Origin of the sequence: Nocardia sp. Root136, from assembly GCF_001427185.1 — a bacterium.
Classification (GTDB): Bacteria; Actinomycetota; Actinomycetes; order Mycobacteriales; family Mycobacteriaceae; genus Nocardia; species Nocardia salmonicida.
The window spans coordinates 124,729-138,326 of sequence record NZ_LMFE01000012.1 but is presented as its reverse complement, the minus strand read 5'-3'; the positions used below and the strand labels follow the sequence as shown (position 1 = coordinate 138,326).

11 protein-coding genes are annotated in these 13,598 nt (G+C 67.5%); 7 read left to right on the top strand and 4 right to left on the bottom strand.

From position 1 onward, the window contains the following. The first annotated feature begins 199 nt into the window (after positions 1 to 199). The 4 genes from ASD42_RS30225 (at position 200) to ASD42_RS30210 (ending at position 4,004) form a co-directional block, all read left to right on the top strand. Entirely contained in the window at positions 200 to 754 is a 555-nt protein-coding gene (locus ASD42_RS30225) for a hypothetical protein (protein WP_056823089.1), read from the top strand. Positions 755 to 883: 129 nt separating this feature from the next. Beyond that, positions 884 to 1,525 (top strand): class I SAM-dependent methyltransferase, encoded by a 642-nt coding sequence (locus ASD42_RS30220; protein ID WP_056823086.1) that lies wholly within the window; start codon positions 884 to 886, stop codon positions 1,523 to 1,525. Between the two features lie 61 nt (positions 1,526 to 1,586). Then, positions 1,587 to 2,228: a DNA alkylation repair protein gene (locus ASD42_RS30215; protein WP_056823298.1), complete on the top strand. Its 642-nt coding sequence runs from the start codon at positions 1,587 to 1,589 to the stop codon at positions 2,226 to 2,228. Positions 2,229 to 2,333: 105 nt separating this feature from the next. Then, a complete protein-coding gene (locus ASD42_RS30210; protein WP_056823084.1) occupies positions 2,334 to 4,004 on the top strand; it encodes a DUF885 domain-containing protein in 1,671 nt (556 codons plus the stop codon). 7 nt (positions 4,005 to 4,011) lie between these two features. Here ASD42_RS30210 and ASD42_RS30205 read toward each other — a convergent pair whose 3' ends face one another. After that, positions 4,012 to 4,923, bottom strand: coding sequence for a DUF2797 domain-containing protein (locus ASD42_RS30205; protein WP_056823082.1), 912 nt, complete (start codon positions 4,921 to 4,923; stop codon positions 4,012 to 4,014). Positions 4,924 to 5,133: 210 nt separating this feature from the next. Here ASD42_RS30205 and ASD42_RS30200 point away from each other — a divergent pair, with 210 nt between their 5' ends. The 3 genes from ASD42_RS30200 (at position 5,134) to ASD42_RS30190 (ending at position 8,112) form a co-directional block, all read left to right on the top strand. Beyond that, a complete protein-coding gene (locus ASD42_RS30200) occupies positions 5,134 to 5,355 on the top strand; it encodes a hypothetical protein (RefSeq protein WP_131816742.1) in 222 nt (73 codons plus the stop codon). 92 nt (positions 5,356 to 5,447) lie between these two features. Further along, a complete protein-coding gene (locus ASD42_RS30195; protein WP_084787367.1) occupies positions 5,448 to 6,713 on the top strand; it encodes a YhgE/Pip domain-containing protein in 1,266 nt (421 codons plus the stop codon). Positions 6,714 to 6,861: 148 nt separating this feature from the next. Continuing rightward, positions 6,862 to 8,112, top strand: a complete 1,251-nt coding sequence (locus ASD42_RS30190) for a PucR family transcriptional regulator (protein WP_056823078.1) — start codon at positions 6,862 to 6,864, stop codon at positions 8,110 to 8,112. A gap of 27 nt (positions 8,113 to 8,139) precedes the next feature. Here ASD42_RS30190 and ASD42_RS30185 read toward each other — a convergent pair whose 3' ends face one another. From ASD42_RS30185 to ASD42_RS30175, 3 genes are read right to left on the bottom strand one after another with little or no spacing between them, the layout of a single operon-like run. Then, a complete protein-coding gene (locus ASD42_RS30185; protein ID WP_056823076.1) occupies positions 8,140 to 9,438 on the bottom strand; it encodes a protoporphyrinogen/coproporphyrinogen oxidase in 1,299 nt (432 codons plus the stop codon). Beyond that, positions 9,435 to 10,427 carry an AfsA-related hotdog domain-containing protein gene (locus ASD42_RS30180; protein ID WP_056823074.1) on the bottom strand — a complete coding sequence of 331 codons (993 nt, stop codon included), beginning with the start codon at positions 10,425 to 10,427 and terminating at the stop codon, positions 9,435 to 9,437. Before ASD42_RS30180 ends, ASD42_RS30185 begins: the two co-directional genes overlap by 4 nt. Then, positions 10,424 to 13,579 carry a type I polyketide synthase gene (locus tag ASD42_RS30175; RefSeq protein ID WP_056823071.1) on the bottom strand — a complete coding sequence of 1,052 codons (3,156 nt, stop codon included), beginning with the start codon at positions 13,577 to 13,579 and terminating at the stop codon, positions 10,424 to 10,426. Before ASD42_RS30175 ends, ASD42_RS30180 begins: the two co-directional genes overlap by 4 nt. Between the last annotated feature and the right edge of the window lie 19 nt (positions 13,580 to 13,598).

Here is a 13,598-nt window from a genome sequence, read left to right as displayed (position 1 = left end):
AGGAAAATTTCCGGTAACCGTATCGATATCTACGGTATGGCAATGTAATTCGCTTTTTATGTCGAAGTGATGATGTTTTTCCGGTATCACTCCTGGTGGGTTCCACGGAATCGACGACGATGCGAAAATGTCCTCGGACCGAGATCCGGTCCGGCAGAGGATGTTCCGCCGGATTCGGCGGGCAGACTGGAGGGGCAGGATGCACTTCTCGCGATTCAGCTCGATCGCCGTTCTCGCGGCAGGAGCTGTCGGCCTCGCGGCCACCACCACCGCGCAGGCCGCACCATCACCAGCGGTTCCCATCGTGCAGGGCGTCGACGGCGGCGTGGCGTTCACCGCGAGTCCGCGGGCCGATGGCTCCGGGCTCACAGTGTCCGCCCCGGACGGCACCTTCAGTGTCGCCGGTGGTGCGGTCACGCTCACGAACGGGGAGGGGCGGGTGGTCGCCGCGGTGCCGACCCGCATCATCACCGGCGCAGGCGATTTCGACCTGGTGGCGGGTATCTCCGCCGACGGCCGTTCCGCGACGCTGACTCCCACCGCCGCCCCGGCCGTCGTCACCGCCAACATGGCGGAGTTCATCGACGCGGCCGGTGACGTCGAGGCTCGCAAACAGCACAACGCGGGCATCGGCGCGCTCATCGGCGCAGGCATCGGCGCCGTGCTCGGCTTCTTCCTCGGTGGAGTCGGCGCACTGGTCACCATCCCGATCGGTGCGGGCATCGGCGCCCTCATCGGCTACTCGACGCCGTAGCGGGTCCTGAGTGGTGGTCGGCTTTCGGACGGCCACCACTCACGCCGCTAGCTGGTGACTCGGCCTTCTCACCTGCGCGACTAAGGTCGGCAGAGTGATTCGGTGGACCGAGCCCAGGAGGCAGCGATCATGAACGCGGCGAACGAGCGCACACCCAGCGGCTGGGAAGAGATCACCGCCGCGGATCCGGGGCATTCGGCGCGGTATGTGGAGCGGTTTCGGGACCTCGCCGCGCAGGGGACCGACATCGTGGGCGAGGCTCGGTTGATCGACGCGATGCTCGGGCGTGGCAGTCGCGTGCTCGACGCGGGATGTGGGCCGGGGCGCACGGGCGGATACCTGCACGACGCCGGGCACACGGTGGTGGGGGTCGATGTCGATCCGGTGCTCATCGATGCGGCGCGCGCGGATCATCCCGGTCCGACGTGGCTGGTCGGCGACCTGGCCGAACTGGATGTGTCTGGCGCCGACTTCGATGCCATCGTGTGCGCGGGCAATGTGATGACCTTTCTTGCTCCGTCCACTCGGTCGGCGGTGTTGGCGGGATTCGCCGGGCATCTCGCGCCGGGCGGCCGGGTCGTCATCGGCTTCGGCGCGGACCGCGGCTATGAGTTCGCCGAGTTCCTGACCGATGCCGCATCTGTCGGTCTCACAGCCGACCTACTGCTGTCGACCTGGGATCTACGGCCCTTCACCGACGACTCCGACTTCCTGGTCGCGGTGTTCTCGCACGCACCCGACTCGAACGCACACACCCGGCGCGACGCATGATGGGCAGCGACGAGCGATAGACCGGGAGGCACAGGTGTCGGAGACGACGGTGGACGAGGTGATGGCCGAACTGGCCGCCCTCGACGATCCCAGGATTCGTGCGGTGAACGAGAAGCACGGCGACGATCACGGCGTCAACCTCACCGAGCTGCGCGCACTGGCCAAACGATTGAAGACCCAACCCGTACTGGCCCGCCTGCTCTGGGACACCGACGACACCGCGGCGAAACTGCTCGCGCTGCGGATCTGCCGCCCGAAGATCTTCGAGCGGGACGAACTGGACGCCATGATCCGCCAGGCACGCACCCCCAAGGTCCACGACTGGCTCGTCAACTATGTCGTGAAGAAGAACCCGCACGCCGAGGAGCTGCGCACGGTGTGGTTCGCCGACCCGGATCCGGTGGTCGCGAGCGCGGGCTGGGCGCTGACCACCGAACGAGTCGCGAAGAAGCCCGATGGCCTCGACCTCACCGGTCTGCTCGACCTCATCGAGGCACAGCTGAAGACCGCGCCCGATCGCCTGCAATGGGCGATGAACCACTGCCTCGCTCAGATCGGTATCGACCATCCCGACCACCGCGCCCGCGCGCTCGACATCGGCGAGCGTCTCCAGGTCCTGAAGGACTACCCGACTCCCCCTGGCTGCACCTCCCCGTTCGCACCCGCCTGGATCACCGAGATGGTAGGTCGGCAGAACGGCTGACGCCGCCGGGAACATCGCAGCCCCGGTCACCCGACGTGCCGTCGACCCGCCGTACTCCCGGAAGTACGTCACCCACCGTGGCCCGATGGCCGTTAGCGTGTCGGCATGGGTGTGGATGAGATCTGTGATCGGTTCGTCGAGGACTACGCGGCCGCCGATCCGGTCACGGCGACCATGTTCGGCATCGCGGGCCACGACGACCGCCTGACCGACTATTCGCCCGCCGGACACGAGCTCCGGGCGGACATCGCTCGAAACGCAGTGCGCGCCATACTCTCCGCGCAACCCGCCGATGACGGTGAACGGGTGGCGAAAGCCGTCTTCGCCGAACGCATAGGGCTCGACGTGGAGATCCATGACGCCGGGCTCCCGCTCGCCTCGCTCAATGTGATCGAGAGTCCGGTCCAGAACATTCGGATGGTGTTCGACGTGATGGCCGCCGAGACCGCCGCGGACTGGACGGTGATCGCGCAGCGTCTCGCGGGGGTGCCCGCCGCGCTCGCCGGTGTGCGCTCGTCGCTGCTGGTCGCGGCGGAACGCGGCCAGATCAGTGGGCTGCGACAGGTCGTCAAAGTCGCCGAGCAGGCCGACACCTGGGCCGGTTCCGGCGGGAAGGACGGATTCTTCACCGCCTTCGTCGCCGCCGCCGCGGAGATCGACGGTGCGCCGCTGGCGCGACTGCACCAGGGCGCGCACGCCGCCCAGCGGGCCTATGCCGAGTTCGCCGAGTTCCTGCGCGCCGAGCTCGTACCTCTGGCTCCCGCCAACGATGCCGTCGGCGAGCACACCTACCGGCTCTGGTCGCGCTATTTCACCGGCGCCGACCTCGATCTCCGGGAGGCCTACGACTGGAGCTGGGCGGAGTTCGCGCGGCTCGAGACCGAGATGTCGACCGTCGCTGCCCGGATCGCGCCGGGGGCCTCGCTCACCGAGACGGCGACTGTGCTCGATGCCGACCCGAAGTACCGGGTGAGCGGGCAGTCAGAGCTTCGAGCGTGGCTGCAGAAGATGTCCGACGAGGCGCTGGAGTCGCTGCGCGGCGAGCATTTCGATATTCCCGATGAGCTCATGCGACTGGAAGCCACGATCGCACCGCCCGGCGGGGTGGTCGGGGCGTATTACGTCGGGCCCAGTGCGGATTTCAGCCGGCCCGCGCGCATGTGTTGGTCGGTGGAGCCGGGGAAAGAGGACTTCGCGACCTGGCGTGAGGTCAGCACCGTCTACCACGAGGGCGTGCCGGGCCATCATCTGCAGATCGCGACCGCTGTGCGCGAGGCGGATTCGCTGAATCAGTACCAGCGGATGATGTCGTTCGTCTCCGGCCACGGCGAGGGCTGGGCGCTCTACGCCGAACGCCTCATGCAGGAGCTCGGCTATCTCAGCGACGACGGCGATCTGTTCGGCATGCTGTCGCAGCAGCTGTTTCGCGCCGCGCGGGTGATCGTGGATATCGGAATGCACCTCGAATGGGAGATCCCCGCGGGCACCGACTTCCACGAGGGCGAACGTTGGACTCCCGACCTCGGCCTGGAGTTCCTGCTGACCCGAACGGTCACCGATTCGGCCACGGCCCGCGACGAAATCGACCGCTACCTGGGGTGGCCAGGACAGGCGCCCGCGTACAAGCTCGGTGAACGGCTGTGGCTCGCGGCCCGCGACGAGGCGCGCGAACGTGCGGGCGCGGCGTTCGATGCGAAGCAATTCCACACCCGCGCTTTGCGATTGGGCGGCATGGGTCTGGATACCATGCGGGCGCAACTCGCCGCCATGGAATGAGGACTCGTCAGAACAGGCTGGTCTGCGCGGGTTCCGGAGTCGCCGTGATCGTGGGGTCGAGTTCGACGCGGCGACCGACGAGCCGGGTGTCGTTGACCAGGACGAGTTCGCTCGCGCCCGCGGGGTCCCGGCACGCGATGGTGTGACCGTGCGCGGTGACCGCGTCGATGACGTATTCACCCGGTTCCCCGGCGATTTCGGTGGCGACCGGGAAGCGGCCGTGCGCGAGGATCGTGGCGTAGAAGTCCCGTCCGCCCGACCAGGCGATGTCGGTACGCGTGATGTCGGCGGGCAGTGCGCTCGCGGCATGCTCGGCCGCGTCGGCGACGGCTGATTCCAGGGCCGCCCACGGACGCAGCGGTTTCGTCAGAATGCGGGTCTTGGTGACACCGGCGACCGCCTGACCGATGCCGGCTCGCTCGGTCACCGTCCGTTCGAGGTCTCGGACATGGAGTCCGTCGGGAGAATCGGTGATGAATCGAGCGACCAGCGCACCCTGTTCGAACAGACGGCGATTGCGCCGCGACGCCGAGGCCGTACCGACCTTGGTCATCCCGTCACCGAAATACGCGATGTAGAGATGGTGCGGCTGCGACATATAGTCGCGAACCTGTTCGGGCAACGCCGTGAGCGGACCGCGATGGCTGTGCACCACCGACCACCCCTCGTTGATCCGGCACTGCTCGCACTGGCGCCCCGCGTCGAGCCGCGCGCGGCGAGGACAGGCCAGCCGCCCCCGACGCCCACCGCCGAACCCGTGGTAGCCGAGACAGAATCGGCCGGAATCGGTAATCCGGAAGGCCAGCCGCGTGCCGACACCGGGCATCAGCTCGGTGGTCCCGTCGTCGCAGAGCAGCTCGTAGAACCATCGCCCCTGCTCGTCCCAGCGAGTGCCGCAGTACAGGGCCGTGGAGATCATCGGTCGAACCTACACCGGTCAGTCGGTGCGGATCACAAGTCGAGGGCCGAAAAATATCCGAACGCCCAGTAACCCCCGCACGATTTCCCCCACGCGAATCGGTCACCTACCTTGAGCGCACTGCAGGGGTGCGAAACTGGTAAGGGGAAAACAATGGATGATCTCGAGCTGCTACTCGACACGGAATTCAGTGTGACATCGACTGTACAGATGGATAGCCTGACACATCAGCTGATGGTCGCCGTCGAATCCTGTTCCCGGAACGGAATTCCCTTTCCTCGAATCTGGGAGGAGGTCGAGGACGCTCTCGACATGGTCCCGGCGGATATCCCCGCCGAGTACCGCACGGAATTCAGGCTCTACCTCAGTGATCACGTGATCTCGGCCTTCATGAACGTACCGTCGGACGCGAGACTGCTCCCCGACATCTGAGTTGTTTCGGACCGATGCCAGTCCTCGATCACCGGCATTGGACAGATTCCAACGCACCGCCGCCGGGCCTTCGCCGCTGTTAGCGTGCGGCGGTGCGTATCTGGCTGTTCCCGACGATCGTGTTGACCCTGCTCAGTGCGCTGATGGCCACGATGTATCTCGGCTACGTCGTCGACCCGGAGAAGAATCTGCACGACTTCCCGATCGCGCTGGTAGACCTGGATGTAGGCGATACGCTCGGCTCGCCACCGCAGTGGCGCGATGTCGGCAACGAGATCACCGAGGCACTGCGCGACGGTGTGCCCGCGGACAAGATCGACCTGCGCGTGCTCGGGATAGCCCAGGCCGAGCGACAGCTACGCAGCGGCGAACTCTACGGCGCGATCATCATCGCGGGCGACTTCACCAAACGTCTCGGCAATCTCGGCACGGGGAGCGTGGTTCCCGGCGAGATCGAACGCCCCACGATCACCGTGCGGACCAATCCGCGCACCGGGGCGTTCGCCTCCGCGATCGTGGGGCGGGTCAGCGATCGAGCATTGACCGAGGTGAACGCGCGGATCGGCGAACAACTGCTCGCGACCGTGACCAGCGCACTCGGCCCGGACTACGCACTGCCGGGGACAACCGCTGTGGCATTGCGCAGCCCCGTCGAGGTGATCCACACCGAGTTCCATCCGCTGCCCGACGGCAGCGGCGCCGGGCTCAGCGCGTTCTTCTACGCACTCGTGCTCCTGCTCGCGGGCACGCTCGGCGCGATGATCGTGCACACGATGGTGGACGGCGCGCTCGGGTTCGTGCCGACCGAGTACGGGCCGTGGTCGCCGCATGTGCCACCCGCGCGGATCTCCCGACTGCGCACCCTGCTGCTCAAATGGGGCGTACTCGTCGTCGCCGCGCATCTGGTCACGACGGTGCTGCTGGTCGTCGCGTCGATGGTGGGAATGCCTGTCGCACAACCGCTTCCGCTCTTCCTCTACAGCGCCTTCGCCGTGATCGCCGTCGGCGTCACCGGTCTGTCGGTGCTGGCCGCGTTCGGCTCGGCGGGGCTACTGGTGAACCTGATCGTCTTCGTCATTCTCGGGCTGCCGTCCTCGGCCGGGTCGGTGCCGATCGAGGCCACGCCTCGCTACTTCGGTGTGCTGGCCTCGTTCGAACCGCTGCATCAGGTGTACACGGCGGTCCGCGCGATCCTGTACTTCGACGGCGACCTCGGATCCGGGCTCGCGAGGGGGTTCTGGATGACCCTGCTCGGTCTGGCGATCGGGCTCGCCCTCGGTGCGGTGAGCACGTCGGTCTATGACCGCGTCGGATTGCCTCGCCACCGTTCGGCGACCGGCGGCACCGCCCGCCTGTGAGGCCGCACAAACCCGGCTGTCAGGGGATCGTGATCCCACCAGGCCATACGATGGGATCGGGGACTACGACCTCCGAAGTGGCTATGTTGCGATTCACACAGGACCACGACCAGCCCCATTCGCTGTCTGCCACGACGGAGTGCCTTCGATGAATTCTTCAGCCATGGATCGGATCTACGATCCGCTCATCATCGCGGACGGTCGAACCGCATCGAGTTTCCTGGGAAACGCCGACGAGTTGGTGTCACAGCTCGTCTCCTATTTCGCCGAGAATGTCATGCCGTGCCAGGCACTACCGAGCGAGGCGATGCGCGGTGACGTCACCGAGTTCACCCGCCGCTGTCTGATGCTGGCGATGGAAATGCTGGACAGGCGGACGACCCCGTCCGAGCCGCAACTGGTGGCGCTGCGCGCGGCATCCGCCCAGCACGCACGGGAGGGTGTACCCGTCGGGACACTACTGCGCGCCTACGCCGAGGGGTTCCGGATCGGCTTCGAACTCGTGATCGGGCAGGTGACAGCGGCCGATCTCGCCGAAGTCGTCGCGGGTACTCGCCTGCTGCTTCGCACGCTCGAGGTCATCAACGCGACGGTGACGAGTGCCTATCTCGAAGAGCAGCGCCAGGTCGCCAAGGAACACCAGACCGGTGCGCAGACGATGATGTCGGCACTACTGAGCGGCCATGGCATCGGCGCCCTCACCCGGCAGACCGGCATCAGAGTGGCCGAGTCGTATCAGGTGGTGGCACTGATGATTCCGGAGCTGCCCGAGGAGCACGACCCACGCGTCGACGCGCAGGTGGTCGCGCGGCGCAAACTTCGACGCGTGCAGGCGGCGCTGGCCGATGCCTTCGCCTCCCGGTCGCTCGCACTGCTGAGCACCACCGGCGGAACCCTGCTGATCCCGAGCGACGAGCCCGACACGGCGCGGATGACCGGCGACATCCTCGCCACGATCAGCGCGACCTCGGGGGTCGAGCTCACCGCGACCCTGGTGCCCGCCCCGACCGACCAGATCCCCAAGGCCACCGAGGAAGCACACGAGCTGCTCGATCTGGTGCGCGGCATCGCCAAACCCGCGGGCCTGTACGAGCTCTCGGATGTGGCGATCGAGTATCAGCTCACCCGGCCCGGACCGGCGCGCGAGCATCTGGCCGATGTCATCGCCCCGCTCGCCACCCATCCGGAACTCCTGGAAACGCTGCGGACCTACATGGCGACCGGTCTCAATCGCAAAGCCACCGGGCGGCGACTTCATGTGCACCCCAACACCATCGACTACCGCCTGCGACGGGTGGGCGGCCTGACCGACCTGGACCTGACGACCGCGGAGGGCATTCTGCGGGCTCGCATCGCACTGCTCGCCGACGACATGGTGCATGCCCGGGGCGCCGCGTAGCTCACACGCGGCGCCCCGGGCCCACGCTCACGCGGTCAACGCGTCGGCTGCCGCGACACCGGATCGGTAGCAGGCTTCCAACTGCGCCCCGAGTAGGTAGTCGCCCGCAAGCTGCAGTCCCGCAACGGATTCGGTCTGCTCGCGGAGAGCCGCGCGGAACCCGGCGTGATCGGGGAGGTAGGCGCAGTGCGCCGCGGCCCAACTGCGTGTTTCGGTGCGGACCCTCGCGATCGACGGTCCACCGAGATGACCTCGTACCTTCGCCTCGGCCTCGTCGATCCAGTTCGCCAACACTCGCGCATCCGGCGTCGGCCGGGCATCGCGCCCACTGAAGGTGTAGCGGACGATGTCGAGATCGTTGACGCCGTAGACCCCGGCGGCGCTGCACGGTCCCGAGTCGAACGCGATCGATCGAACGGTGCTGCCGAAGAACGGCTGCTCGTACTGCACCACCGCGACAGTGGACGGCTGATAGGCCACCTGGCCCAGCACTTTGCTCAGCGCGGGAGCCACGGGTTCCAACAGATTCGCCGCCGCGTACGCCGGGACGGCCAGCACCACACCGTCGTAGGCGGAAAACGTCGTGGCGTCGCCGTTTTCGGAGGTGTCGAGTCCGATAACCCGGCCCTCCCGCAGCACGATGCGATCGACGCGGGTGTTCAGCCGGACCGGCACCTGCCCGGTGAACCAGTCAAGGACCGGCTGCAAACCGTCGACGAGTTGGTCATATCTGTCCTGCACCATGCCGAGGCTCACCCCGAACGCGCCGAGATACACCTCGTCTGGTTCGGCCGCGTTGAGCCGAACTGTCAACGGCCGCAGCACAGTACGACCGAACTCGGCTCCGAAGTGCGCGCCGAGCGCGACGTCGTCGCTGTCGGTTCCCGCCTTACCGAAATAGTCCGACCCCAGGTAGCGGTTGCGTTCGTCGAACCGCACGCGCGCACCGTAGTACAGCATGCGCGCCGCGTCGACCGGCGAACCCATGCGCAGCAGATGGCGCAGGAAACCGGCGATGCCGGGGTTGTCGAGGGTCACCAGTTCGCCGTTGATGATCTGCGAGCTGTTGATTCCGAACGGCTCGTAGGTTCGCTCCCCGGACGCGGCGATGAAGCCGCGCAGCTGCTGGTAGTGACGGCCGATGTTCTTGCCGCCCAACATGATCGGCCGGCCGCCGAGGGTGTCGAAGCCGCAGCGGCCACCGAGCACCGCGTCCTGCTCGATCAGTTCGACGCTGTGGCCCGCCCGATGTAGTGCGAAGGCGGCGCCGATGCCGGACAAGCCGCCACCGATGACCGCGTACCGTTTCGCCGATGCTGTGGTCATGATCCGAGGTTCTCCTGTCGTTGCCCGGACACGGGATAGTGCGCCAGCTCGACGTGTGCGAGGGCGATGCGGTTGCCGTACTGGTGCAGCGCCACCTCGACCGTGATCTCGTCCAGGTCGAGATCGCCGACAGCCGCGGTGGTGCAGGTGATGGGGGCGTCCAGCTCGGCGAAGTCGGTGAACTGGGCCTCGAGGTCGAGTACCGCGGCGACCGGCGAGGCGAGCAGACCCGTCGCGGTCGCCGCCAGCACCGCCGCCTGCCGGAACACCTCGAGAAGCAACGGCCCCGGCACATGGTCGTATTGGTGGTCGAAGAAACTCGGATGCCCGCGATCCACCACCACGACCAGGTCCTGCGCCGCGGTGCGGGCGAGCACGACATTGCGGGGATCGCGCCGCCCCACGAGTTCCGGTGGGAGGCGCCGCACCGCATCGGGACCGACCGCGACGAGCGCCGAGCGCTTGCCCTGCTGGAGTTCGCGGAACTCGTCGTACGCGTCACGGGGGAAGGTGATTCCGCTGCCGCGCACTGTCATCGCCAGCGCTCCGTGGATGGTCAGCGTGGCGTCGAAGGATACGTCGTGGTAGTAGCCACGCCCGGTGCCCGCCGCACCCGGTCGCAGGCGAACCACCCCCTCTAGCGGTTCTCGTTCGCTGTCGCGGAACAAGCTCAGGTCCTCCACCGCGAACGCCATCCGCTGCAGGCTGGCCGGCGCGTCGGCGGGAACACCGAGGTGTCGTTGACCGACTACGAGCAGCGCCTGCCGGACGGCCTCGACGGCGGAGAACGGATCGTGGTAAGGAACCAGCCGATCGAACCAGAGCGAGTGCGCCCGCGGCACCTGCACGGCGGCAAGGTATTCCGAGCTTCCGACCATCGCCGTGTCGGCGACGTAGACCTCGGCGAGCCCGCGCCGGTGGGCCAGCGCGGCGGGCACCAGTTGTTCGAAGCCGAGGGTGCCACGCACCGGCGACAATTTCCCGCTCATGCGAGCACCGCCTCGTGGGTCGACGCGTCGCTCCAGATCCGGGCGGCGAGTACAGCGCCGAGCGCCCGCGGGGTCGGGTGGGTGAACAGATCCTCCAGTGAGAGAGCGGTGCCCGCGGCGGCATTGATTCTGCCGCGCAGTTCGAGGGCGGACAGTGAGGTGAGTCCGATCGCGAGAACCGTGGCGTCGAGATCGATGTCGTCTTCGGTGAGGTCGATGAGGATCTCGCGGATCTGATCCACTACGAGTCGCACCGCGACTTCGGAGCGCTCGCCCTCGGGGACGGCCTGCCAGTCCGGATGCGTGGGAGCCACCTCCCCCGCCGGTCCCTCGCGTCGGCCGACGCTCCGGTCACCGGCGAGTTCGGCTCCCGCGACGCCGATCATGCTCTCCAGTACGGCACTGTCGGTGTGGACCCAGTAGCGGCGGTGCTGGAACGGATAGGTCGGCAGATCGACCGCTCTGGTCGTCTCGTCGGAACACAGCGCCGACCATTCGACTTGGGCACCGGTAACCCACGCTGCCGCAGCGGCTTTCACCACCGAAGTGGCTTCGTCGACGCCGGGGCGCAGCACCGGGACCGCCGTGCTGCCGGTATCGGCGAGTGCCTCGTAGACCAGCCCGGAGAGGGTGTCTCCCGCGCCGAGTTCGAGGTAGATGACGACGCCGGATTCGTGCAGCCGCAGCACGCTGTCGTGGAAACGCACCGGCTCCCGGGCTTGACGTACCCAGTAGTCGATCGAAGTCAGCTGTCCCGGTGCCGATGCCATGCCGGTCACCGTGGACATGATGGGGATACGCGGTTCCTGGAGCCGGACGCCGGCCACGACGGCGCGGAACTCGTCGGCGATCAGATCCACGTGCGGCGAGTGGAATCCACGATCGGCGCCGAGCCTGGTGACCCGTCGACCACGTTCCCGCCAGTACCGTGCGAGCTCACCGACCGCAGCGACATCGCCTGCGATCACGGTGGCGTTCGGCCCATTGGCCGCGGCGACCGACAGTTCGGACTCTCGACCGGCGATCGAGCCGGTGACCTCGGCACAGGATGCCCGCACCGAGACCATCGCTCCCACGTCCATTCGTTGCATCAACCGACCGCGCGCCGCCACCACCGCGATCGCGTCGTCCAGCGACAGCACACCCGCGACGTGCGCGGCGCAGAGTTCACCGACAGAGTGCCCGACAACGAAATCCGGTGTTGTTCCCCAGGATTCGAACAGCCGGAACAGCGCCACCTGCAATGCGAAAACGGCGGGCTGGGTGTATTCGGTCCGGGTGAGCTGTTCACCCGTTCCGAACATCTCCGCGCGTAGCGGGTGCGCGAGATGGGCGTCGAACCCGGCGCAGACGCTGTCGAGAGCATCGGCGAAGACCGGGTACGCGTCGTACAGCCCGCTGCCGATGCCCGCGAGCCGGTCGCTCTGACCCGGGAACATCATCGCCAGCTTGCCGCCGGTGCCACGATGTGCGAGGACTGCCGACGGGGCGGTGTGTCCATCGGCGATGGCGGCGAGCCCGTCCAGGAACTCACCGCGGGTGTTCGCCACGACAACGGCGCGATGGTCGAATCGCGTTCGCGTGGTGGCCAAGGAGTGGGCGATGTCGGCGAGGCGGTGCGAGGAGTTCGCGACTGCTTCACCTACGCGGGCCGCTTGGTCGCACAGTGCTGCGGCGGTGCGTGCCGACAGCAGCCAAGGCGTCGGCGGATGGGACGGCCTCGGCGGATGGGCGGGAGCGGGCGTCGGCCGGTCATCGGCCGCTGAGGTTTGCGGTGCCTGCTCGACGATCAGGTGGGCGTTGGTGCCGCTGATGCCGAAGGACGACACCCCCGCCCTTCGTGCGTGCTCGGTGCGCGGCCACGGTTGTAGTCGCAGCGCCAGCCGGATGCGATCCTCGGTCCAGTCGGTGTGCGGGGTCGGCGCGTCGACATGCAGTGTGGGCGGGACCATCTCGTGGTGGATCGCCTGAACCACCTTGATCAGTCCGGCTATCCCCGCGGCCGACTGCGTATGTCCCATATTCGATTTCACCGACCCCAGCAACACCGCTGGCGCACCGTCGCGCTGCCCGTAGGTCGCCAGCAGGGCCTGCGCCTCCACCGGATCGCCCAGCACCGTGCCGGTGCCGTGCCCCTCCACCATGTCGATATCGGACGGGCGCAGGCCGGCGTTGGCGAGTGCGGATCCGATCACCCGCTGCTGCGCCGGTCCGCGCGGTGCGGTGAGCCCGTTGGACGCGCCATCGCTGTTCACCGCGGAGCCGCGCAGCACCGCGAGTACCCGGTGCCCGTGGCGCAGCGCGTCCGAAAGACGTTCCAGTAGAACGAAACCGACACCCTCACCCCACGCGGTGCCGTCCGCTCCCGCGGCGTAGGACTTGCACCGCCCGTTCGGCGCCAGCGCACGCTGACGGGAGAACAGCGCGAACGGCATCGGGGTGGACATCACCGTGACGCCCCCGGCGAGTGCCATCCCGCACTCCCGCAGGCGCAACGACTGCATCGCCTGATGAATCGCGACCAGCGACGACGAGCAGGCGGTGTCGACGGTGACCGCCGGGCCCTCCAGACCCAACAGGTAGGCGACCCGCCCCGCCGCCATCGAGGCGTGATTGCCGGTGAAGTAGTAGGTCTCCGCACCGTCCCACGCCTGGGTGGCGCCGAATCCGTACCCTTGATCGCTGAATCCCACGAAGACGCCGGTGTCGCTGCCGCGCAACGTCGTCGGGTCGACGCGGGCCTGCTCGACCGATTCCCAGGCGAGCTCGAGCAACAGCCGCTGCTGTGGGTCCATCGCCTCGGCTTCGCGCGGGCTGATCCCGAAGAACCCGGCATCGAACTCACCCGCCCCCTCGAGAAAACCACCCTCGCGCACATAGGATTTGGCGAACTTGTCCGGGTCGGGATCGTAGAACCCGTCGACGTCCCAGCCCCGATCCGCCGGGAACTCGGTGATCAGGTCGCGCCCCTCGATCAGCGCCTGCCACAGGTGATCGGGTGATGCGATCCCGCCGGGGAACCGACACGACATTCCCACGATCGCGATCGGTTCCCGCGCGCGTGCCTGCTCGTCACCGAGCTGCTGTCTGGTCTCCTGCAACTGTCGGGTGGCGCGCTTGAGATAGGCGCGCAGTTCCGCTTCGTCGGCCATTCGACTCTCGCTTTCTGGT